Raw genomic sequence first — 22390 nt, 5'->3', positions numbered from 1 at the left:
GCAGGGCGGCATTTGGTCAAGCAATTTCTGGTGCGCCAGCCTGCTGTGCCCAAGCCGTAGCGCGCATTGACGACCCTATAGCCAGCCGCGACGGCGGAAATACCAGAAGGGCAGGATTGCCGAAAGCACCATCATGCCGATGGCGAAGGGATAGCCAAAGTGCCATTTGAGCTCAGGGATGATGTCGAAATTCATGCCGTAGATTGAAGCGACAAGCGTCGGCGGCAGGAAGATGACAGCGGCGACGGAGAAGATCTTGATGATGGCGTTCTGCTCGATCGAGATCATGCCCAGCGTCGCGTCGAGCAGGAAGCTGATCTTCTGCGACAGGAAGGTGGCGTGGTCGGCAAGCGACAGCACGTCGCGCGACAACGTTTTGATGCGGGCGCGGGTATCCTTGCTCATCTTGGTCTGAGTGGAGGCATGGGCGAGGAAGCCGGCAAGGCGCTGCAGCGAGATCAGGCTGTCGCGGACCGAGGAGGCGAGGTCCTCCTTGCGGCCAATGCCTTTCAACAGTTCCTGGAAGTCACGGTTGCGCTTGGAAACTTTGGTCGAGCGTGCCTCGAATATATCGCGCGAGATCGCCTCGACGTCGCGGCCGGCGCGCTCCAGAATGTCGGCGAGGCGGTCGACGATCGCCTCCAGCAGGCCAATCAGGATGGTGTCGCCGCTGGTGCAGCCGGTCGCCACCTTCTCGGCGCGCAGCGGAAAGGTCTTGAACGCCTTCGGCTCGTGGTAACGCACGGTGATCAGCCTGCTGCCGGCGAGCACGAAGGTGACCGGTGACATCAAGGGATCATCCAGTTCGGTCTGAGCCGGCAGAATGGCAGTCATGAAGTAGGCGCCGTCCTCGACGTAGAGACGGCTCGAGATCTCGATCTCCTCCATCTCTTCCCGGGTCGGAACGGCAATGCCGAGCCAGGTCTCGATCGTGGTCTCTTCTTCCTTTGTCGGGCTGAGAAGGTCGACCCAGACGACAGCATCGCTGTTTTGCAGGAGATCATCGACAAGGCGCAGGCGATCATTGTCGACGACGAAGGCCTTGATCATCGCCGGTCTCCCTTGCTGTTGCTAAAGAGGGTTTCGTTCGGAAGGGGCGCGTCACTCAGATCGCACTGACATGGCCATGTGAGGCTCGAGACCAGCGCAGAGGCCCCTTAGACCGGGCGTGACGTGCCGTCAAGCAGCGGCAAGACGCCGCCGCGATGCCTGTTATGAAGTTGTGACCGAGCAGCAGCCATTGTGGAGGCCGGGCGGTTCTCGCCGGGTCAGGTGTTGAACTTGAACAGCATGATGTCGCCGTCCTGGACGACATACTCCTTGCCTTCGTCGCGCGCCTTGCCGGCCTCCTTGGCCGCTACTTCGCCGCCTAGCCTGACGAAGTCGTCATAGGCGATGGTCTGGGCGCGGATGAAGCCGCGCTCGAAATCGGTGTGGATGACGCCTGCCGCTTGCGGCGCCTTGGCACCCTTGTGCACGGTCCAGGCGCGCGTCTCCTTGGGGCCGACGGTGAAATAGGTGATGAGCTGCAAAAGCTCGTAGCCGGCGCGGATCACCTTGTTCAGGCCGGGTTCGTCCAGGCCGAGCGTTGCCAGGAATTCCATTTCCTCTTCGTCCGAGAGCTGGGCGACTTCGGCCTCGATCGCCGCTGAAATCACGACAGTGCGGGCACCTTGCGCGGCGGCCATCTTCTCGACCACCCTGGTATGCGCGTTGGCGGTGGCGGCGTCGGCTTCCGCGACGTTGCAGACGTAAAGCACCGGGTGTGAGGTCAAGAGATTCAGCCCCTGCAGGATGCGCAGATCCTCACCCGAGATGCCGTTGAGCAGGATGCGGGCGGGCTTGCCGGCCTGCAGCAGTTCGAGCGCCGCTTCCATCATCGGAAGTACGGTCGCTGCTTCCTTGTCTTTGCCGGCGGCACGCTTGCGGATCTGCACGATGCGGCGCTCGAGGCTGTCGAGATCGGCAAGCATCAATTCGGTCTCGACGGTCTCGGCATCGGCGACAGGATCGATGCGGCCCTCGACATGGGTAATGTCGTCATCCTCGAAGCAGCGCAACACATGGACGATGGCGTCGACCTCACGGATGTTGGCGAGGAATTGGTTGCCAAGCCCTTCGCCTTTCGAGGCGCCACGCACCAGGCCGGCAATGTCGACGAACGAGATGCGGGTCGGGATGATCTCCTTCGACTTGCCGATCGCGGCGATCTTCTGCAGGCGCGGGTCGGGCACCGCCACCTCGCCGGTGTTCGGTTCGATGGTGCAGAACGGATAATTGGCGGCCTGTGCCGCCGCCGTTCTCGTCAACGCATTGAAGAGCGTCGACTTGCCGACATTGGGCAAGCCAACGATGCCGCATTTGAAACCCATTTTTGTCTGGTCCTATCGGGAAATCGAATTTGATCAGGGCTATGGGCGAAAGCGCCGATGATCGTCAAGCCCTGAGCACTTATGCCCGCGGCGCTGACGGCGCCATGGCTTAGTCCTTGCCGCCAAAAAGCTTCTTCAGCATGGCCGCCATCGGGCCGGTTTCGGGCAGCTTGGCCGTCGGCTGCTGCGGCCGCGCCTGGCGGACGTGGCTTTGTGCCTTTGGCGCCTTGGGCGGCAGGCGGTCGTCGTCGCCCGTCGGCGTGAGCTTGTCGCGCAGGGCCAGCGTCACGCGGTTCATGAAGGAATTGTCGTCGCCCTCGGCAAGCAATCCGGCACCGTCGGCGATTGCGTCGAGCAGCACGTCCAGCCATTCGCGGTCGGCCTTGGCGAAATCGCCGAGCACATGGCCATGCACCATTTCCTTGACGCCGGGGTGGCCGACGCCGATGCGCACACGGCGAAAATCCTTGCCGACGTGCTGGTCGAGCGAGCGGATGCCGTTGTGGCCGCCGGAACCGCCACCGACCTTGACGCGCACCTTGCCGGCAGCAAGGTCGATCTCGTCATAAAAGACAGTCAGCGCCGAAGGGCCGAGCTTATAGAAGCGCAAGGCTTCGCCGACCGACTGGCCGGACAGGTTCATGAAGGTCTGCGGCTTGATCAGGATCACCTTTTCGCCGGCAAGCGTGCCTTCGGCGATCAGACCCTGGAATTTCTTCGACCAGGGCGAAAAGGAATGGCGGCGGGCGATCGCGTCCGCCGCCATGAAGCCGACATTGTGCCGGTTGCTGGCGTATTTCGCGCCCGGATTGCCGAGGCCTGCAAAGACAAGCATCGTCGCCTCCGGGCGGGAAGGGGTTACTTCTCTTCGGCGGCAGGAGCCGCTTCGGGCGCAGCCGCTTCAGTCGTCTCTTCTACCGCCTCCGGCTTCATCGCCGAGGAGCCGGCAATGGTCGCGATGGTGAAGTCGCGGTCGGAGATCACCGGCTTGACGCCGGCCGGCAAGGTGACGGCCGAAATGTGGATCGAATCGCCGATATCGGTGCCGGTGAGATCGATGGTGATGAAATCCGGGATCGCATTCGCCGGGCAATGGAACTCGACCTCGTGGCGCACGATGTTGAGCACGCCGCCGCGCTTGATGCCGGGCGACTTGTCTTCATTGATGAAGTGCACGGGCACGTCGACATTGACTTCGGTGTCCTTGCCGATGCGCAGGAAATCGACGTGGACCGGAAAATCCTTGACCGGGTCGAGCTGAAAATCCTTGGGCAGAACCTGGATCTTGTTGCCGTCGACGTCGATCGTGGCGACCGTGGTCAGAAACCCGCCGCCATGGATCTTGTAGTAGATGTCCTTATAGGTCAGCGCAATTGCCAGGGGAGGCTGCTTGTCGCCGTAAATCACTGCAGGCACTTTACCGTTGCGGCGAACTGCACGGGCGGACCCCTTACCGACCTGTTCGCGCGCTTCGGCCTTGAGCTCGTAAGTATCGTGGCTCATGGCATTTCCTTTCGCGTTGTTCTGGAGCGTTCGCGGCCAGCGTGGCTGGGCCGTAAACGTCGAAAGCCGCCGGGTGGGGCGGCCTTCCGCCGCGTTGCCTCCAAGGGTGTCTACGCGGGTGGCGGCTCTATAGCGGAAGGCGGCGCGAGGTGCAAGCCAAAGGCAGGTATGGGGCAGCATCTCACTGAATTTCGGCTTTGCGCCCTTGGCGGACGTTCAGTTGACAAATCTTCCGCACAGGCGCGACTTACACGAGACACGACATCTTCGTCATCGCCACGCCAAGTGTTGTCATGTTCGATTTGTCAAGCCTGAGAGCAAGCCGTACTGGAAAGCGAACCGTTTACTGATTTCACGAAGTACAATGGGGTGACAGTCAGAGGGGAACGCAATGACGAGCGCAACGGACATTCTTGATGCCGTCGTCATCGGTGCCGGCTGGGCGGGGCTAGGTGTCAGTCATGCGCTGATGCAGCGCGGCTTACGTCACAGAGTGCTGGAGCGACATCGCATCGGTGAGACCTGGCGGACCCAGCGTTGGGACTCATTTCGGATAAATACCGCGAACATCCAAACGGTCATGCCCGGGGATAGCTATGTCGGCTCCGATCCCGACGGCGCAATGACAAGCGGCGAGTTTGTCGCGATGTTGGAGGACTATGCCCGCCGTCATGCCCTCCCGGTGGAAACCGGTACGCCGGTGACCGACCTTGTTGCGAGCGACGGCCTGTACCGGCTTACCATTCCGCGCGGTTCCCTGTGTGCGAGAAATGTGGTGATCGCCAGCAGTAACCAGAACTGCCCGGTGCGCCCGTCCTTCTCCGCTTTGTTGCCGCCCGAAGTCCGGCAGATCGACGCATCAGCCTACCGCAACGCATCCGGTCTCGACAGTGGAGCGGTGTTGGTGGTCGGTAGTGCCCAGTCGGGAGGCCAAATCGCCGAGGACTTGGCCCAAGCGGGGCGAACTGTGTTTCTCGCAACGAGCCGAGTCGGCCGGCTGCCCCGAACGTATCGAGGTCGTCACATCAGTGTCTGGCTGGTTCTTAGCGGACTGCTAGACGTGACGCGCAAGGAAATACTTGAACAGGGCCCAATCCCAGGAAGGCCGCTGCAAGGAGCGCTCCATACAATCAGCCTGCAGTCCCTCAGTGCGCAAGGCGTCGTCGTACTGGGTCGGCTCACGGGCGTCGACGACGGCCGCCTCTCGTTCAGCGACGAGGCGGAAGCGCATGTTCGCCATGCGGACGAGGGCTCCGCCAGAGTTCGAAGCCAGATCGACGATTATATCGCGCGCAACCGAATCGATGCCCCCGAGGCTGAGCCGGACCCGGCGGAGACGATTGAAGCGCGTCTGCCCAATCCACCGATCCGATCAATTGATCTCGCGGCGCGGGGGATCACGACGGTGATCTGGTGCACCGGTTTCACTGGGGATTTCGGATGGGTGCGCGTTCCCGATGTGCTCGATCCACACGGCCAACCACTGCACGAGAACGGGTTTGCGAGCGTCCCGGGTGTGTATTTTGCCGGCCTGCCTTTTGCAATCACCCGGCGGTCGGGCACAATATTGGCAATTGCGGAGGAAGCAGCCCTGGTGGCCGACGATATCCAGCGTCGTTTGGTAAGGATCGCCTCCGACCTCCCGATTCAGTGATCCCGACCGCAGACGAATCTCATCCGGTCGGCGGCTCTCTCCTCTCGCGAGATTTGAGCCATTCAAGATGAATGGCCGCGGAGGGTTAAAAGCCGAGGTTCAACCCGACGTGTCACCTGCTCGTGGTCAATGCTCCACCTTCCTGGCTTTCCGCATGTTCGGTAAGAACACCGTCAGTAGCCCGAGCAGCGGCAAATACGAGCAGACCTGGAAGACGAAATCGATGCCTTTCAGGTCGGCGACGACGCCAAGCACGGCGGCGGCGATGCCGCCCATGCCGAAGGCGAAGCCGAAGAAGATGCCGGCGATCATGCCGACGCGGCCGGGCACCAGTTCCTGGGCGAAGACGACGATGTTCGAGAAGGCCGAGGACAGGATCAGGCCGATCAGCACGGTGAGAACCATTGTCCACTCGAAATTGGCGTAGGGCAGGGCCAGCGTGAAGGGCAGCACGCCGACGATCGAGAACCAGATCATCGCCTTCTGCCCGTAGCGGTCGCCGAACGGGCCGCCGAGCAGGATGCCCAGGGCAGAGGCGCCGAGGAACAGGAACAGCATGACTTGCGACATCTGCACCGAAACACCGAACTTATGAATGGAATAGAAGGTGTAGTAGCTGGCAAGGCTGGAAATATAGGCGTTCTTGGTCAGTACCAGCAGCGTCAGCACCAGCAGCGCTCCCATCACCTTGCGGCGCGGGAAGGGCGAGACGAAACCTGCCGCCTTGCGGGTGCCCTGTGCGGCACGCAGGCGGCTGTACCAGCCGCCGACCTGCCACAGCACGATGATGCCGATCAGCGAGCCGCCGGCGAACCAGGCGATGCTGGTCTGGCCGAAGGGCACGACGATGAAGGCTGCCAGCAGCGGCCCCATAGCCTGGCCGAAATTGCCGCCGACCTGGAACAGCGACTGCGCAAGACCGAACCGGCCGCCGGAGGCGAAGCGGGCGATGCGCGAGGATTCCGGATGGAAGATCGCCGAGCCGATACCGATCAGCGAGGCGCCGATGAGGAGCAGGAAATAGTGTCCGGCGTAGGCCAGCACGACCAGTCCGATCAACGAGGAGGCCATGCCGTAGGGCAGCGAATAAGGCATCGGCCGCTTGTCGGTGATCATGCCGATCACCGGCTGCAGCAAGGATGCCGTCACCTGGAAAGTGAAAGTCAAGAGGCCGATCTGCCAGAAATCGAGACCGTAATTGTCCTTCAGCAGCGGATAGATCGCCGACAGCAGCGACTGCATGATGTCGTTGATGCAATGGCAGAAGCTCACCGCCAGGATGACGGTGAAGGCCGTCGCCTGAGCTGAGATGTGGCCGGCCGCTGCCGGCTCGCCCTCGGCGATTGCTGTGGTATCTGTCAAGGCATGCTCCGTGGTCTTTTTGGCGGGCACTTCCGCACGCGGTCTTATGGGGCCGGTTGCCTTATACGTTGCTTGTCACGCGACTTCTTTCGTGGTTTGGTCCAATAGTTTCGCAAGTGGGCCATAGCTGATGCCGCATGGCAGGGAAATGTTTAAAGCGGGCGACGGTGATCTCGGGTTGTTGCATGAGCGTCGCTGGCAATGGCTGGAGCAGGCCGTTGGGCCGGCAGTGGCGCTGCCGACCGAATATCCGGACGGCTACCATGTGCCACGGCACCATCACAGCCGCAGTCAGTTGCTGCACGCGCTGGTCGGGGTCGTGCTGGTAACGACGCGGCATGGGCGCTGGATGGTGCCTCCGGACCACGCGATGTGGATCCCCGCCGGCACCGAACATTCCGTCGAGATGCTGGGCGACGTCAGCATGCGGTCCGTCTATGTGATGCCGGAGGCCATTCCCGGCCTACCGGACGGGTTGCGCGTCGTCGGTATCACCGATCTGATGCACAGCCTGATCGTGGAATCGGAAAAGCTGCCGCAGGGCGCGGAGTTGGAGGGGCGGGGCGGGCTGATCATGAAGCTCCTGCTGCACGAAATCCCGAACCTGCCGGAACGGCCGCTCGGACTGCCGTTCCCGTCCGACGCAAGGCTGGCAGCGCTGTGCCGGCGCTTCGTCTCGGCACCGTCACCGCATGCGACGATCGACCAATGGGCCGCTATCGTTGGCATGAGCCGCCGCTCTTTCACCCGCGCGTTCCACCGCCAGACGGGATTGTCGCTGTCGACCTGGCGTCAGCAGGCCTGCCTGTTCGCGGCGCTGCCACGGCTGGCCGACGGCGAGCCGATCACAAGGGTGGCGCTCGATCTCGGCTATGACAGCGTGCCGGCGTTCATCACCATGTTCAAGCGCATGCTGGGAGCCTCGCCACGCGGTTACATGCGGGGCGCCCGTGATGCTGGCGAAGGTGCGGCGAATAAGCGGTCCGGCTCGGCCTGAGTCGCAGCCCTGAAGCGCGTAGCGTTCGACCGGCCTCATGCGACGCGCTTTGGATTCTTGTTTTCATGCATGTCGTTATCGCAAAACCGCTGCACAGTTTTGCGCGGACATGCATTAATCGAACAGGCTCGACACCGATTCCTCGGTCGCCGTGCGTGAGATCGCCTCGCCCATCAGTTCGGCGATGGAGACGACGCGGATATTGGCGGCGTCGAGCACTGCCTGGGTCGGCTGGATGGAATCGGTGATGACCAGTTCCTGCAGTTTCGAGGCGCCGATGCGGGCGATGGCGCCGCCGGACAAAACGCCATGGGTAGTGTAGGCGGTGACACTGGTGGCGCCGTCGGCAAGCAGCGCATCGGCTGCATTGCACAGCGTGCCGCCCGAATCGATGATGTCGTCGATCAAGAGGCAATCCTTGCCGCGCACGTCACCGATGACGTTCATGACTTCCGATTCGCCGGGGCGCTCGCGGCGCTTGTCGACGATGGCGAGCTGGGCATCGATGCGCTTGGCGAGCGCGCGGGCGCGGACCACGCCGCCGACATCCGGCGAAACCACCATGACATTGGCAAGCTGCTTGTATTTCGCCTTTACGTCGCGGGCCATGACCGGCACGGAAAACAGATTGTCGGTCGGGATGTCGAAGAAGCCTTGAATCTGGCCGGCATGGAGATCCAGGGTCAGCACCCGGTCGACGCCCGCCCTCGTGATCATGTTGGCGACCAGTTTGGCCGAGATCGGTGTGCGCCCCGAGGCACGGCGATCCTGCCTGGCATAGCCGAAATAAGGAATAACCGCAGTGATGCGCTTGGCCGAAGAGCGCATGAAGGCGTCGATCATGATGAGCAGTTCCATCAGATGATCGTTGGTCGGGAACGAGGTGGACTGCAGGATGAAGACGTCCTCGCCGCGCACATTCTCCTGGATCTCGACGAAGATTTCCTGGTCGGCGAAGCGCCTGACGCTGGCCTTGCCCAGCGGAATGTTGAGGTAGCGGGCGACTGATTCGGCCAGCACCCTGTTGGAATTGCCCGCGAAGAGCTTCATGCACCGTTCCTGGCGAAGGATTGAGAGACTCCGATAGCACTCCAGCCTCTTAGTCGGGCTTTTAGCGGCCCGCGCCGGTATTGCAAGCGTCGTGAATGGGAATCCGCCGGCTAATCTCAATAAACGCTTACGGCTTGACGATGCGGCGATAGGTCCACTTCGATGCCGACGGAATCGGGGATAGCTCTATCTTTCAGTCTGAGCATGGTCTCTTCCGAAAACCGGATTCACTTTCGGAATTATGCTCCATGTCAGCCGGCGCCGCCGCCAAGCCACGTGGCGAACTGGTCGATTGTCTGGTCGGCAATTGCCTGCATGGTGGCCGGGGCGACCGCCGCCCAGCCTTCGCCGCCGCCGACAGAGGGCGCTTTCTGCTGGCCGTTGATGCGATGCAGCCGGTTGCCGGCCGGGTCATAGATGTCCCAGACGTAGATGACGGTGGTGTCCTTGCCTTCCGTCATGGTCGAGAAATAGCCCTTGAGCACATGCGTTGGGGTCTGGTCGGTGCTGCCGGCCAAGGTGATGCCGCGCTGCCTGGCGCGTGTCTGAAGCTCGGCGGTCAGCGGTGTCGCGGCTTCTACCGAGGCGCCGACGATCGGCGCCACCTGCAGCCGGGTCCGCGCAATGGCAGCCGCGCTTTTGGCGGGTGGCACGGCTGCTGCAGCCGAAGGCTGCGCTGTATCTGCCGTTTGCGCGGTGCCGGCAGGCCGAGCCGGAGTTGCGGGGGGCGTTGCGGCACTTCCGGCTCCGGAGAGCGATTGCGTCGATTGCGGGGCAATGGCCGACGGTTCGAGAACGTCCTTCGCATTGGTGCAGGCCGCCAGCGCCAGCGCCACGAGCAATGACACGGTCGTCACATGCGATCGTCTCATTAGCCTGAAAACTCCTTGGCGACGAACGCCCCTCACACTCTTTCCATTATGGATTCACTGCACGATCAAGTCGAGATCATGGCGGGACAGCGGCTTAGGCTGGGATTCGGTCGTCAGATAGGTACGGCCAAGCGTCATCGCGGTTTCGGTTTCGGAGTCCATGATGATCATATGGGCGAACAGCGTCATGTTCGGCGCAATCGGTTCGGGATTACCCTGATAGAACATCGGCATGTCCATCCAGGACGGGGTGAAGCGGGCGCCGAGCGAATAGCCGCAGGCATTGAGCCGGTGCTTGGTCAAATTGTGGGCTTCGAGGGTGCGGGCATGGGCGTCGAACACGTCGCCGAACGTATTACCGGGCGTCATCGCCTTCTCGACTGCAAGTAGCGCGGCGCGGGCGGCATCGAACAATTCCTGGTGGCGTTTCGATACCTTGCCGGTCAACACCGTGCGCATCATTGCCGCATGGTAGTGGTGGAAGACACCGGCCCATTCGAGCGTCAGCTGGTCGTTCTTGGTGAGCTTGCGGCGGCCGGCTTTGTAGCGGCAAAGCAGGGCGTCGACGCCGGAGCCGATGATGAACTCGTTGGCCGGATAATCGCCGCCGCCGGCAAAGATCGCACCTTGCATGGCGGCGAGGATCAGCGCCTCATCGCCGCCCTGCTTGATCAGCGGCAGTGCTGCGTCCAGCGCGTCGTCGGCCAGATTTGCGGCTTTTTCCGCCTTGGCGATTTCTGCCGGGCTCTTGAACAGCCGTAGCCGACTGACAATGCCGGAGGCATCCGCGATCTGCCCGAAGGTCTGCAACTGCTCGTCGAGGCGCCGGCCATTATAGGCCGTCAGGCCGTGGGTGTCGTATTCGACGCCGATGCGGGCGCCGAGCAGGTCGAGTTCGTTGAGCAGATTGCGCAGGTCGACCGCCGGATTGGCGCCGTTACGATCCGTCCACAAAACGATGTTGTCGATGATCGAGGTGTGGCGCGCCTGGCGCAAGTCGGCCGAACGCGTCAGCAGCACCATCGAGCCGTCGGCCTTGACCACCAGGCACTGGAAAAAGCAGAAGCCGAAGGTGTCGTAGCCGGTTAGCCAATACATGCTTTCCTGGGCAAACAGCAGGACGGCGTCGAGCTTCTTTTCAGCGATCTCGATCATCAGTCGATCGCGCCGCGCGTCGAATTCCGAGCGTTCGAAATGCAGCGCCATCAGTCAGCCTCCAAAACGATTGCCGAAACCTGCCGCCCGTAGTCGGGCTCGTTGCGATGCGTGCTGCGCCGATAGGAGTAGAAAAGCTCTTCCTCGGCATAGGTGCAGCGGCCAAGTCCTTCGGCGTTGACGCCAGCCTTGGTCAGCCGGTCGACCGTGTAGCGGTTGAGATCGAACATCGCATGTCCGGCATTTGCAGAGGGCACGAAATAGCGAGCATTGCCGGCATCGGCGTCGACGAAACGGGCGACGAATTCCGGTCCGACTTCGTAATTCCGTGGGCCGATCGAAGGACCGAGCACTGCGACGATGCAGTCGCGCCGGGCGCCGAGGCTTTCCATTGCCGCAACGGTGTTTTCCAGCACTCCGGTGAAAGCGCCTTTCCAGCCGGCATGGGCGGCGCCGATAATGCGCGCCTCGGCGTCGGCGAAGAGGACCGGTCCGCAGTCGGCGGTCGAGGCACCGACGGCAATGCCTGGCCGGTCGGTGACAATGGCGTCGGCCTTGGGCCGCTCGCCGGCAAAAGGCTCCCTGGCAATGACGACGTCCGGCGAATGAACCTGGTGAGCGGTCAGCAGATGGTTTGCAGGCACGCCCATCCATTCGGCGACCCGGCGGCGATTTTCGCACACCAGCGTCTGTTCGTCGTTCGAACCGGTCCCGATGTTGAGGCCCCGGTAGATGCCGCTGGAAATGCCGCCGACTCGCGTGAAGTAGCCGTGGCGGATGCCTTGCGCCGTTTCCAGCAAGGGCGACCGAACGGGATCCGGTTTGGTCTGATTCAGCATGGCGGCTTTGTTGTCCTATGGGCGATTTCGTCAAGCGAGTTGAAGGGGCGCAGTTGAAGGCTGGTCGGTTGAAGGCTGGCGAAGTTGATGTCGGGCGCTAGTCGGAGACGGGAGAGTGAGAGAGGCGGCAGCGAAAAGTCAATCCGTGCTTGGAAACGGCGGAACGGCAATTCCTGCGGGGAGGACGGCAAGCACCTTGAAGAGTTCGCCCATGCCCTGCGGGCCGGCGAGGCGCTCGACGTCGGCCGCGATCTTTTCGCGAGCTGCCTCATCGGCATTGGCGCCGAGTCGGCCAGCCCGTTCGAGAAGCCCCATCTTGAGCAGGAATTCACCTTGCGTGGAGAGGTGGGCATCGAGGCCGTGTGCCCGAACGGTGGCCGCGAGGGCGGCGAAATCGACATGGGCGGTGACATCGGCCTGCCCCGGATTGGCCAGCACGTCCTCATGGCCGTGCTTGCGCAAGGCCTGCAAGGTGTCGCCGATCCCGGGCTGGAGGTGACCGTAGTCGAGAAAAAGGCCGGCGCCGCCAAATCCGGCAAGTCGCCCGGCGATTGCCGCCATAAGGGCAGCGCGGGCTGGCGCCACCTCGACGATGGCACCTTGCGGCGCATTCTCGGCACCCTCCGGCAGCAGCATCGGGTCGAGCGAGCCGGCGCCGACGAAAAAGCGCAGCCGGTTCGCATCGTCGAGACCGATCATCCGTTCGCGCCAGCCGGCTCCAGCGCGGACGAACTGCCGGATGGGCAGCGCGTCAAACAGCTCGTTACCAACAATCAGAAGCGGCCCCTGCGGCAGCGTCTCGACGGCCTCATGCCAGGCGATGGTGGCCGACGTCCCGGCAAGCGTCCGTTTCTGGACCTCGGTCAACCGCGGACTGGTCTCGATCAAGGCGAACGATGCGCTGGCGGTAAGCGTCGGATCGAGCCGCGAAAGCGTGCGCAGCATATCTCTCATCAGCGTGCCGCGGCCGGGGCCGATTTCGGCGATGGCAACCGGCGTCGGCCGGCCGATCGCCAGCCATGCCTGATAGAGCCAGACAGTGACCAGCTCGCCAAACATCTGGCTGATCTCCGGCGCGGTGACGAAGTCGCCAGCGGCGCCAAACGGCTCGCGTGTCGTATAATAGCCGTCCTTCGGATCGAACAGGCAGAGCGCCATGTATTCGCTGATGGGGATCGGTCCCACCGCACCGATCAGCTCGGCGATGCGGGTCTTCAGCCGCGTCATGCCGGCTGCGGTTTTGTCACCGGCTTGGCTGTAGCCATGGCCCAGATGCCGGCCAGCACCATCGGCAGTGACAGCACCATTCCCATGGTCAGCCAGCCCGTGCCAAGGAGGTAGCCAAGCTGCTGGTCGGGCTCGCGAAAGAATTCGACGAAGATGCGCGAGGCGCCATAGCCGGCGATGAAGGCGCCGCCGACGAAGCGCGGCGTCTTCAGCTTGAGCCTGGAATGGGTGAGGAAGCGCAGGATCAGGAACAGCACCAGGCCTTCGAGCAGCGCCTCATAGATCTGGCTCGGATGGCGTGCAAATGGGCCGCCATTGGGGAATTCGAATGCCCATGGCACGTCGGTCGGTCGGCCCCATAGTTCGGAATTGATGAAGTTTGCCAGGCGAACGAGGCCAAGCCCTACCGGCACGCCGGCGGCAACCACGTCGAACAGCGACCATGTGCGGATGCCGCGAGACCGGGAAAACAGCGTCATTGCGAGAATGACGCCGAGCAGGCCGCCATGAAACGACATGCCGCCCTGCCAGACGGCGACGATATCGAGCGGATTGGCAATGTAGCGCGGCAGGTCGTAGAACAGCACGTAGCCGGTGCGTCCGCCGAGCACCACACCGATGGCTGCCCAGACGATGAAGTCGTCGAGGTCGACCGGCTTCATCGGCAGGGTGCCGTCGGGCCAAAGTTTTGGGTTGGTGACGAGGCGTTTGGCATACCACCAGGCGAACAGAATGCCGACGATATAGCCGACGCCGTACCAATGCACCGCCAGTGGTCCGATCCGGACGATGACCGGGTCAATGTTGGGAAAGGGCAGGGCGGCCAGCGGCAGCAAATATTCGCTCAACAGGGTCTCCAGGTTCCAATCAGGTTCGGGCGCGGACCATGCGGCAGGCTTTTGGCGGGGTCAAGGCAAGCATATGCTTGCATTCCGAATGGTGCGCCACTACGTCAATTCAACCAAGCGAGGATTTGCCATGGCGACCGGACCGAACCGCATTCTCGATGAATTCGCCAAGCTGATGACCGACGCAGCCGGTGCCGCGCAAGGCGTGCGGCGCGAGGTGGAGACCGCCTTCAGGGGCCAGGCCGAGCGCATACTCAACTCCATGGACGTGGTGCAGCGCGAGGAATTCGAAGCCGCTCGCGACATGGCGGCGAAGGCCAGGGAAGAAAACGCCCGCCTCGCCGCTCGCATCGAGGCGCTCGAGGCCAGGCTTGCCGAATTGACCGGTCAAGCAGCGCCTGTGGCTGCGGCAAAGCCGCGTGCAAAAAAATAATCAGAAATAAATCGTTAAACTTTTCCACAAAGCCGGATCGCAAAAAGCGCTTTGTCGTGAATCGCTTACCGGTACTGCGTGAATCTTTGTGACATCGCCTTTCCACATGCGAATGACGCAGTGCGAAAAATTTGGCTGGTCACGCGACTCCCGATCAATAGACTGAATTTGTTGCATGATTCGGAGCAGGGTCATGCGCCGGGCGGTGGGGTCCGGTCCGGGGTCTTTGCGTTGACGAAGTCCTGGCCGTCCGAGTTCTAGGCAGAATTGTTCGAGTGTGCCTCTCCCGCGGAGCGTGTGGTGGCGCTCCCAGAACGACAGGAAGCATTTTATGGAACTTCTCGAACTCGAATTCTCCCGCGAAATCCATCCGGTGGATGTTATCGAGCAGGTGGCGCACAACAACGACTGGTCCTTCGAACGGGCCGGCGACGACGAGATCTCGATTTCGGTTGCCGGAAGCTGGACCGACTACCACGTTTCATTCTCCTGGATGGAGGACTACGAGGCGCTGCACCTGGCCTGCGCCTTCGACATCAAGGTGCCTGAGGCGCGCGCGCTCGAGGTGATGCGGCTGCTTTCGCTGATCAACGAGCAGATGCTGTTTGGCCATTTCGACCTCTGGGAGCAGGAAGGCGCCATCATGTTCCGCCAGTCGCTGCTGCTGGCCGGTGGGGTCGAGCCGTCGAGCCAGCAGGTCGAGGTGCTGCTGTCGTCGGCGCTGGAAGCCTGCGAATGCTATTTCCAGGCGTTCCAGTTCGTCGTCTGGTCGGGGACTTCGGCCAAGGATGCGTTGGCCGGCGTGCTGTTCGAAACCTACGGAAACGCCTGACCGTCGATGAGTTCGAGCAACACGCGAAAACCCGAAATCAGCTTTGCCGATTTCGACCGTATCGACATCCGCGCCGGCACGATCGTAGAGGCCGAGCCTTTTCCCGAGGCGCGCAAGCCGGCGATCAAGTTGAAAATCGATTTTGGTCCCGAGATCGGGGTGAAGAAATCCTCGGCCCAGATCACAAAATACTATACGCCCGAAACCCTGATCGGCCGGCAGGTGTTCGCTGTAGTCAATTTCCCGCCGCGCCAGATCGGGCCATTCATGTCGGAAGTGCTGACGCTAGGCTTTCCCGATGAAGAGGGCGCCGTCGTGCTTGGCGCGATCGAGCGCAAGGTGCCGGACGGAGGCAGGTTGTTCTAGCTGCGCTGTTGCTCACGCAGCCAGTTTACGCATGGTGCCCAGCGCCTCTTCAACCGTTTCCATGAACATTTCCGCGCAGGCCTTCCAGCTGTAGCGCATCGCGCGTTGCCGCGCCTCGGCGCGGTCGACGTGAAGGGCGGCGAGCGCTGCTTGCCGCAGGTCGTCCGATACCGCGCCGCCGATGCCGTCTCCGACGATGTCGATCGGTCCGGTGACGGGATAGGCTGCGACCGGCGTGCCACTGGCCAGCGCCTCGATGATGACGTTGCCGAATGTGTCGGTGCGGCTGGGGAAGACGAAGGCATCGGCCGAGGCGTAGATCTCGGCCAGCTCGTCATTCGGACGATGGCCGAGGAAATGGGCATCGGGATATCTGGCCTTCAGCTTCGCTAGTTCCGGCCCTTCGCCTACGACCACCTTGCTGCCCGGCAGGTCGAGGTCGAGAAAGGCCGGCAGGTTCTTTTCGATCGCGACGCGGCCGACGCAGAGGAAGATCGGTCCGGGAAATCCCAGGTCCTTTCTTTTATCCGGCCGAAAATGATCGGTGTCGACGCCGCGCGTCCACGGCCGGAGCTTGGTGAAGCCGCGCGCCGCAAGATCGTCGGCAAGCGACTGGGTGGCGACCAGCGTTCCCTGTCCTGAATTATGGAAATCGCGCAGCCAGCGATAGGCCCATGCTTCAGGCACCGGTAGGCGTGCGCTCAGATATTCCGGAAAACGTGTGTGATAGCTGGTCGTGAACGGGCGGCCGGCGTTGCGGCAGTAGCGCCGGGCCATAATGCCGAGCGGTCCTTCGGTGACGATATGAACGTGGTCCACCTTGCGCGCCTCGATCAGCCGCGCCACGCGGTGCGGCGTCGTCAGCGCCAGCCTGATATCGGGATAGGTCGGCAGAGGCAGGGTGCGAAAGATGTTGGGCGTCAGGAAATCCGTCTCGACATCGAAGGATTTCAGGGTCTCCGAGAGGCGCTCCAGCGTGTGGACGACGCCGTTGACTTGCGGGCGCCAGGCGTCGGTGACCATCAGGATGCGCATGGCGGTCCCTTGGCGGCAAGCTTGATTGGCTTGCCGCGATGCCTGAGCGGCGACCACGCCGCAGCTCTGGCGTCGCACCGGCGCACCCGGGCAGGCGCGGGGTCGAAATGAGGCCGCAGGGCCGAATCAATCAGGATCGCGCGCTTCATTGGCGCTCTTCACCATGGTTTCATGACGGGCGAATGAAGGCCGGGTCTTGCTGCCGTCAAGCCGGAACCTTGATCACCGCCCGCAAGCCGCCGAGCGGGCTGCGTTCGAGGACGATGTCGCCGCCATGACTGCGGGCAATGTCGCGTGCGATGGAGAGGCCAAGGCCGGTGCCGCTGGCGTCGAGGTTGCGGGCCTCGTCGAGCCGCACGAACGGCTTGAATACATCCTCCCGCTTTTCGGGCGGAATGCCCGGACCGTCGTCGTCGATGGTGACGAGCAGCGAACCGCGTCCATGATTGGCGTTGATCTCCACCGTCTTGGCATAGCGGAATGCATTGCCGACGACATTGGAGAGCAGCCGGGCAAAGGCATTGGGGCGCACGTGGACGTGCGGATCGCCGGTAAGTACGGTCGACAGCTTGCGCTTGCGCAGCGCGGCTTCCTCGCGAAGCTTGTCGAAGAAGGCTTCGAGGTCGAACCGGCCGGCATCTTCCGATGCTTCGCCGCGTGCAAAGGCAAGGTAACCTTCCAGCATCGACTGCATGTCGTCGATGTCCTGGTCGAGTGCCTGGGTGTCGGCCGCCTTGGTCCCGGCCAGTGCCAATTGCAGCTTGAAGCGGGTGAGGATGGTCCTCAGATCGTGGCTGACGCCGCTCAGCATGGCGGTGCGCTGCTCGAGCTGGCGTTCGATGCGTTCGCGCATCTGGATGAAGGCAAAGCCGGCGCGGCGGACTTCCTCGGCGCCGCGCGGGCGAAAATCGCGCGGCATCGGCCGGCCTTTGCCAAAGCTCTCGGCCGCCTCGGCCAGCGTCAGAATCGGCCGGATCTGGTTGCGCAGGAAGGGAATGGCGATCATCAGCAGCACCAGCGAGGTGCCGACCATCCAGATCAGGAAAATATGGGTGTTCGACGCATAGGCCTGGCTGCGGCGCACGAAGACCCGCAGCACCTTGTTCTCAAGCTGGACGCGGACCTCGACGATATTGGAATTGCCGACTGTATCGATCCAGAACGGACGGTTGATCTGGCGGGTGATCTCGGACGAAAGGATCTCGTCGAGGATCGAGAAGAACGGCTTTGGCCCGGGTGGCGGCAGCGGGTCGGGGGGGAGGAGGTCGACCTTCAGCTGCATGCGATCCTGGGCGATGCGGATGACGTTCGCGTAGTCGGCGTCATGCGGATAGGTATCTATCAGGTCGATGATGGCGGCGATGTCGCGCACCGTGGCCTGTGACAGGCGTTGCGTCACGGTCTGCCAATGGCGCTCCATGAAGACAAAGGCGACGACCGACTGCAGCATGATCATTGGCGCTATGACGATGATCAGCGAGCGGGCATAGAGCCGCTTCGGCATGTAAAGCGACACCAGGCGCCAGAAACGGTTCCAGGCGCGCGGCACGGCCTTCAGCGCCCGCGTCGCGCGGGCGCCGAAGCCGCCATCTCCCGGCCGTTCGAGTTGCGTGGTCGCCATTCGTCTTTTCGCTCACCGGGACCCGGCAAAGGGCCGCTGTCGGCGCATTCTATTCCACGCTGAGCCGATACCCAATACCGCGCACGGTCTGCAGCCAGACCGGATTGGACGGATCGCGTTCGATCTTGCGGCGCAGCCGGTTGATCTGGACGTCGATCGTGCGCTCGCCGACCTCGGATTCGTCGCCGACAAGCTCATGCCGCGGTATCGTCTCGCCGGCACGGGCAGCGAAGATCGCCAGGATTTCCTGCTCGCGGTCGGTCAGCTTGAGCGCCTCTCCGCCGCGCTTCAGCTCACGCCTGGCGATCTGGAACGTATAGGGACCGAAGACCAGCTGTTCGACCTTGGGCGTCGTCGCGGGGCCGCCGCGGCGCAGGATATTGTTGATACGCAGGATCAGCTCACGCGGGTCGAACGGTTTAGGCAGATAGTCGTCGGCGCCGGCCTCGAGCCCGGTGATCCGGCTGTCGGTTTCGGACAGTGCGGTGAGCATCAGGATCGGTACGTTTTTCTCCGCCCGCAGCGCCTTGGTGAGATCGACGCCGCTTTCACCCGGCATCATGACATCGAGCACGATCAGATCGAAGTCGAGGCCGGCGAGCTTTCGGCGCGCCTCGCCGGAATTTCCGGCGACGGTGACGCGAAAGCCGTTTTCGGTCAGATACTGTTTCAGAAGATTGCGGATACGGGTGTCGTCGTCGACCACCAGCAGATGCGGCGCGTCGTCTTCCGGTGCTGTCGGATGATCAACCCTCTCAATGGTCTCCATGGCTTTTCCCTGACATCTTTGCGGGCACAATGTCGATCTGCGCCCTTAGTTCCGGATTGACCATCGCTTCAAGGAACCGTTCGATAACGGCGCGTTCGGTGGCTCCGGAATCTTCCAATGCAGCATGGATGCGGCGCGACTGTGGCCGCGCCAGCGCCAGCGCCAGCGCACGGCCCTTGGCCGTCGGATAAAGCTCGCGCTGGCGGCGGTCGCGAGGGCCCTGCAATTGCACGATATGGTCGGTGTCAATCAGTTGCTTGAGCACGCGCGCCAGGCTCTGCTTGGTGATCTTGAGCACGTCGAGGAGCTCGGCGACCGTCAGGCCGGGCCGGCGATTGACGAAATGCAACACCCGATGATGGGCGCGGCCAAAACCGTAATCGGCCAGGATCTGGTCCGGATCGGAGGTAAAGTCGCGATAGGCGAAGAAGAACAACTCGATGATGGCGAAATCGATGCCGTCCTCGTCGGTGATCGCCGTCCTGATCGGCTCTGCGGCTGCGTGGCTCGTCATCTTTTCTCCGTGTGAAGCAGGAAATTATGTCAGCACTATTGACGTATTTTCCGCGCGATGGTAATTTTTGGCAAGCTTTTCGGCGGATTGCGAACGAAAAGGCAAGCGAAGCCGTTTTTTCCGGAACTTCCTGAGTTTGCCAGACCTTAAATATCCGCCTACGCTTTGAGACAATGGCCGTCCGCAGCGGCCGAGGCGAAACACGCAACGACACTGTGCGGGCTGCCGCCCGCGGGAGGTTACCATGGCATCCGTTCCCTTCGACCAACTGGACGGCTTTATCTGGATGAACGGCGAATTCGTCAAATGGGCCGACGCCAAGATCCACGTCTTGACCCACGGGCTGCACTACGCCAGCGCGGTATTCGAGGGCGAGCGCGCTTATGGGGGCGAAATTTTCAAGCTGACCGACCACACCGAACGCCTGCATGAATCGGCGCGCCTGCTTGGCTTCAAGATACCCTACTCGGTCGCCGAGATCGACGACGCCTGCCGCACGCTGTTGAAGAAGCAAGGTTTCCAGGACGCCTATGTCCGGCCGATCGCGTGGCGCGGCAGCGAACAGATGGGCGTTTCCGCACAGAACAGTCGGATCAACTGCGCCATCGCCATCTGGCAGTGGCCGAGCTATTTCGACCCGGCGCAGAAGCTCAAGGGCATCCGCCTCGACATGGCCGAATGGCGCCGCCCCGACCCGCGCACCGCACCGTCGAAATCGAAGGCGGCCGGCCTCTATATGATCTGCACCATGTCCAAGCATGCCGCCGAGGCCAAGGGCTATGCCGACGCTATGATGCTCGACTGGCGGGGCCAGGTGGCGGAAGCGACAGGCGCCAACATCTTCTTCGTCAAGGACGGCAAGATCCATACGCCCAAGCCCGATTGCTTCCTCGACGGCATCACCCGCCGCACGGTCATCGGCCTTGCCAAGGACCGCGGTTTGGAGGTGATCGAGCGCGCCATCATGCCGGAAGAGCTTGAAGGCTTCCAGCAGTGCTTCCTCACCGGGACGGCAGCCGAGGTGACGCCGGTTTCGGAGATCGGTCCATACCGATTCGAGGTCGGCGAAATCGCCAAGACGCTGATGAATGACTATTCTGCGGCCGTTCAGCCCAAGCACGCAATCGCTGCAGAATAACGAAAGTCACAGCTTTTTTAACTAGTAAGGGCGGTTTTCGGGCCGCCCTTTTTATTTAAGCGCTTCTGCATTTGACTTTCACACAATTCGGCGTCTCATGATGGGGTCGGCCCGGGAGGCTGGCAGCTATGGAGGGACTGGAAATATGGATATGAACACGCTTCTTCCGATCATTATTCAGGTGATTACGGGTATCATCGGTGGTCAGGCGGTTGGCGCGGCTATCAAGACGGCGGCGATGGGGCAGCTTACCAAAATCCTGGGCGGCGCTGTTGGCGGCGTCGGCGGTGCGGCCATCCTCAACAGTCTGCTGGGTGGCGCGGTCGATCCGACAGCCGCGGCCACGGCGGCAGGGGCAGGCAGCGCGTTGAACATTTCAAATATCGTTGGCGGTGCCGGCGGCGGCGCCATCCTGACCGGCATCATCGGTGCGGTCATGAACGCGATGAAGAAATAAGCTTTGACGTTTCAGGGTTTTAAATGGGCGGCTTCGGCCGCCCATTTCGTTTTCCGTTTTGCGTTTTTCCGTTTGCCGTTTGTGGAGCGGTGGACGCCGTTCGCGTGTGTCTCTACATCAGGGTAAGGTTAGGGCTTTCCTGACGCGTTCGAGGGGGCGCGCAGCGCTCCGACCGCGTGAAAGGACGAATATGGGTCAGCTCAACGCCGGCATCGTGCCGGTCACGCCGTTCCAGCAGAACTGCACCATCCTCTTCGACATGGACGACAGGCAAGGCGTTGTCGTCGATCCGGGCGGCGACATCGACAAGGTGCTGGCGGCCCTCGAGGACAATGCGATCACTGCCGGCGCGATCTGGATCACGCATGGCCATATCGACCATGCCGGCGGGGCCATGGAGCTGAAGGAGGCGCTCGGTATCGAGATCATCGGCCCGCATGCCGCCGACCGGCCGCTGCTCGCCAATCTCGAGAACCAGGCGAAGCGCTACGGCATCACCGATCCCGTGCGCAACTGTGTCCCCGACCGGTTCCTTGCCGAAGGCGAGACCGTTTCGTTCGGCTCACACGCGTTCGAGGTGCTCCATTGTCCGGGCCACGCACCCGGCCACGTCGTCTACTATAACCGGGCGGCGAAGTTCGCGCATGTCGGCGACGTGCTGTTCCGCGGTTCGGTCGGCCGCACCGACCTGCCGGGCGGCGACCACGCCGCGCTGATCGCCTCGATCAAGGAGAAGCTTTTGCCGTTGGGCGACGACATCGGCTTCATCTGCGGCCACGGTCCCGGCGGCCGTTTTGGTGAGGAGCGGCGGAGCAATCCGTTCCTGATCTGAACCGCTTGCCGGAAACAAAAAAGCGCGGCCTGTGCGACCGCGCTTTTTTCCGGCAGGAAACTGCCTCCGTTAATTGGCGGTGCAGAAATGCTGTTCGCCGTCATAGCCTGTGAACGTGCCGGTACGCGCGTTGAAGCTCCGGTAGCGGTCCGAGCAGTATTCGTACCAGCCGCGGGTCCAGGGCTCCGCATAGCTTTCGGCATAGGCCACTCGCGGCTGCACGTAATAACGGCGCACCGGGGCAGGCCGGTAGTATTCATCATCATAGGCCGGGTCGTAATAGCGGGGCTGCGGGCTGGCGAGCGCACCGCCGATCAGGGCACCGGCCGCAAGGCCGAGCACGCCTGCCGCAACGGCGTCGCCGTTGCCGTGGTGCCGGCGGTGATGGCGCCATTCATCGGCACTGGCCGCGGGCAAGGTCGCAAGCGTGGTCGCAACGACCGCGGCGGACAGGATGGCAGTCTTGAAAATTCGGTTCATGTCGGTCTCCTTCGTGCCGGCCCGGGTCGTTTTC

The 22390-nt window shown here is 62.4% G+C and carries 24 protein-coding genes; 8 read left to right on the top strand and 16 right to left on the bottom strand.

The genetic code is table 11. The features are described 5' to 3' along the window. Positions 1 to 75: 75 nt before the first annotated feature. The 4 genes from corA to NKJ72_RS15560 form a co-directional block, all read right to left on the bottom strand. Positions 76 to 1050 carry a magnesium/cobalt transporter CorA gene (gene corA, locus NKJ72_RS15575; protein WP_352477971.1) on the bottom strand — a complete coding sequence of 325 codons (975 nt, stop codon included), beginning with the start codon at positions 1048 to 1050 and terminating at the stop codon, positions 76 to 78. 218 nt (positions 1051 to 1268) lie between these two features. After that, positions 1269 to 2372, bottom strand: a complete 1104-nt coding sequence (gene ychF, locus NKJ72_RS15570; protein ID WP_352477969.1) for a redox-regulated ATPase YchF — start codon at positions 2370 to 2372, stop codon at positions 1269 to 1271. Positions 2373 to 2481: 109 nt separating this feature from the next. Beyond that, positions 2482 to 3207, bottom strand: coding sequence for an aminoacyl-tRNA hydrolase (gene pth, locus NKJ72_RS15565; protein WP_352477967.1), 726 nt, complete (start codon positions 3205 to 3207; stop codon positions 2482 to 2484). Between the two features lie 23 nt (positions 3208 to 3230). Then, on the bottom strand, positions 3231 to 3875 hold the full coding sequence (locus NKJ72_RS15560; RefSeq protein ID WP_023719196.1) for a 50S ribosomal protein L25/general stress protein Ctc: 645 nt from the start codon (positions 3873 to 3875) through the stop codon (positions 3231 to 3233). 391 nt (positions 3876 to 4266) lie between these two features. On the opposite strand from NKJ72_RS15560, the gene NKJ72_RS15555 reads away from it, so the two are divergent. Further along, entirely contained in the window at positions 4267 to 5529 is a 1263-nt protein-coding gene (locus tag NKJ72_RS15555) for a flavin-containing monooxygenase (protein ID WP_352477965.1), read from the top strand. Positions 5530 to 5655: 126 nt separating this feature from the next. Here NKJ72_RS15555 and NKJ72_RS15550 read toward each other — a convergent pair whose 3' ends face one another. Next, on the bottom strand, positions 5656 to 6891 hold the full coding sequence (locus tag NKJ72_RS15550; protein WP_352477963.1) for an MFS transporter: 1236 nt from the start codon (positions 6889 to 6891) through the stop codon (positions 5656 to 5658). A gap of 130 nt (positions 6892 to 7021) precedes the next feature. On the opposite strand from NKJ72_RS15550, the gene NKJ72_RS15545 reads away from it, so the two are divergent. Continuing rightward, complete coding sequence (locus tag NKJ72_RS15545) at positions 7022 to 7888, top strand: AraC family transcriptional regulator (protein ID WP_352477962.1); 867 nt, start codon at positions 7022 to 7024, stop codon at positions 7886 to 7888. A 114-nt stretch (positions 7889 to 8002) separates the two neighbouring features. Here the strand turns inward: NKJ72_RS15545 and NKJ72_RS15540 are convergent, their stop codons facing one another. The 6 genes from NKJ72_RS15540 to lgt form a co-directional block, all read right to left on the bottom strand. Further along, on the bottom strand, positions 8003 to 8938 hold the full coding sequence (locus NKJ72_RS15540) for a ribose-phosphate pyrophosphokinase (protein WP_352477961.1): 936 nt from the start codon (positions 8936 to 8938) through the stop codon (positions 8003 to 8005). A gap of 251 nt (positions 8939 to 9189) precedes the next feature. Continuing rightward, entirely contained in the window at positions 9190 to 9810 is a 621-nt protein-coding gene (locus tag NKJ72_RS15535) for a hypothetical protein (RefSeq protein WP_352477960.1), read from the bottom strand. Between the two features lie 54 nt (positions 9811 to 9864). Then, a complete protein-coding gene (locus NKJ72_RS15530; RefSeq protein WP_023678425.1) occupies positions 9865 to 11016 on the bottom strand; it encodes a M24 family metallopeptidase in 1152 nt (383 codons plus the stop codon). Continuing rightward, a complete protein-coding gene (gene pgeF / locus NKJ72_RS15525) occupies positions 11016 to 11804 on the bottom strand; it encodes a peptidoglycan editing factor PgeF (RefSeq protein WP_352477958.1) in 789 nt (262 codons plus the stop codon). Before pgeF ends, NKJ72_RS15530 begins: the two co-directional genes overlap by 1 nt. Before the next feature lie 138 nt (positions 11805 to 11942). Continuing rightward, entirely contained in the window at positions 11943 to 13031 is a 1089-nt protein-coding gene (locus NKJ72_RS15520) for a class I SAM-dependent methyltransferase (RefSeq protein WP_352477956.1), read from the bottom strand. Beyond that, positions 13028 to 13879 carry a prolipoprotein diacylglyceryl transferase gene (lgt, locus tag NKJ72_RS15515; RefSeq protein ID WP_352477954.1) on the bottom strand — a complete coding sequence of 284 codons (852 nt, stop codon included), beginning with the start codon at positions 13877 to 13879 and terminating at the stop codon, positions 13028 to 13030. Before lgt ends, NKJ72_RS15520 begins: the two co-directional genes overlap by 4 nt. Before the next feature lie 130 nt (positions 13880 to 14009). Between lgt and NKJ72_RS15510 the strand changes: the two genes are divergently transcribed. The 3 genes from NKJ72_RS15510 (at position 14010) to NKJ72_RS15500 (ending at position 15510) form a co-directional block, all read left to right on the top strand. Then, positions 14010 to 14312, top strand: coding sequence for an accessory factor UbiK family protein (locus NKJ72_RS15510; RefSeq protein ID WP_352477952.1), 303 nt, complete (start codon positions 14010 to 14012; stop codon positions 14310 to 14312). 331 nt (positions 14313 to 14643) lie between these two features. Next, positions 14644 to 15144, top strand: a complete 501-nt coding sequence (locus tag NKJ72_RS15505; RefSeq protein WP_023678420.1) for a type III secretion system chaperone family protein — start codon at positions 14644 to 14646, stop codon at positions 15142 to 15144. Positions 15145 to 15150: 6 nt separating this feature from the next. Continuing rightward, on the top strand, positions 15151 to 15510 hold the full coding sequence (locus tag NKJ72_RS15500; RefSeq protein WP_352477950.1) for a tRNA-binding protein: 360 nt from the start codon (positions 15151 to 15153) through the stop codon (positions 15508 to 15510). Between the two features lie 12 nt (positions 15511 to 15522). Here the strand turns inward: NKJ72_RS15500 and NKJ72_RS15495 are convergent, their stop codons facing one another. From NKJ72_RS15495 to NKJ72_RS15480, 4 genes are all read right to left on the bottom strand, one after another. Then, positions 15523 to 16545, bottom strand: a complete 1023-nt coding sequence (locus tag NKJ72_RS15495) for a glycosyltransferase family 4 protein (protein WP_352477948.1) — start codon at positions 16543 to 16545, stop codon at positions 15523 to 15525. A gap of 205 nt (positions 16546 to 16750) precedes the next feature. Continuing rightward, positions 16751 to 18166, bottom strand: coding sequence for an ATP-binding protein (locus NKJ72_RS15490; RefSeq protein WP_352477946.1), 1416 nt, complete (start codon positions 18164 to 18166; stop codon positions 16751 to 16753). A 49-nt stretch (positions 18167 to 18215) separates the two neighbouring features. Further along, positions 18216 to 18935 carry a response regulator gene (locus tag NKJ72_RS15485; protein WP_023678415.1) on the bottom strand — a complete coding sequence of 240 codons (720 nt, stop codon included), beginning with the start codon at positions 18933 to 18935 and terminating at the stop codon, positions 18216 to 18218. After that, positions 18922 to 19449, bottom strand: a complete 528-nt coding sequence (locus NKJ72_RS15480; RefSeq protein WP_023719182.1) for a MarR family winged helix-turn-helix transcriptional regulator — start codon at positions 19447 to 19449, stop codon at positions 18922 to 18924. The genes NKJ72_RS15485 and NKJ72_RS15480 overlap by 14 nt, the downstream gene beginning before the upstream one ends. A 244-nt stretch (positions 19450 to 19693) precedes the next feature. On the opposite strand from NKJ72_RS15480, the gene NKJ72_RS15475 reads away from it, so the two are divergent. The 3 genes from NKJ72_RS15475 to NKJ72_RS15465 all read left to right on the top strand — a co-directional run bounded on the left by NKJ72_RS15475 (position 19694) and on the right by NKJ72_RS15465 (position 21876). Further along, a complete protein-coding gene (locus NKJ72_RS15475) occupies positions 19694 to 20587 on the top strand; it encodes a branched-chain amino acid aminotransferase (protein WP_292661281.1) in 894 nt (297 codons plus the stop codon). A gap of 145 nt (positions 20588 to 20732) precedes the next feature. Then, positions 20733 to 21044: a hypothetical protein gene (locus NKJ72_RS15470; protein ID WP_254819202.1), complete on the top strand. Its 312-nt coding sequence runs from the start codon at positions 20733 to 20735 to the stop codon at positions 21042 to 21044. Between the two features lie 190 nt (positions 21045 to 21234). Further along, positions 21235 to 21876, top strand: coding sequence for an MBL fold metallo-hydrolase (locus NKJ72_RS15465; RefSeq protein WP_352477943.1), 642 nt, complete (start codon positions 21235 to 21237; stop codon positions 21874 to 21876). Positions 21877 to 21945: 69 nt separating this feature from the next. Here NKJ72_RS15465 and NKJ72_RS15460 read toward each other — a convergent pair whose 3' ends face one another. Beyond that, on the bottom strand, positions 21946 to 22356 hold the full coding sequence (locus tag NKJ72_RS15460) for a BA14K family protein (RefSeq protein WP_254819204.1): 411 nt from the start codon (positions 22354 to 22356) through the stop codon (positions 21946 to 21948). Positions 22357 to 22390: the final 34 nt, after the last annotated feature.

The organism is Mesorhizobium sp. M0045 (genome assembly GCF_040323385.1).
Taxonomy (GTDB): Bacteria; Pseudomonadota; Alphaproteobacteria; order Rhizobiales; family Rhizobiaceae; genus Mesorhizobium.
Note: the sequence above shows the minus strand (reverse complement) of the source record. Positions and strands in the feature narration are given on the sequence as shown.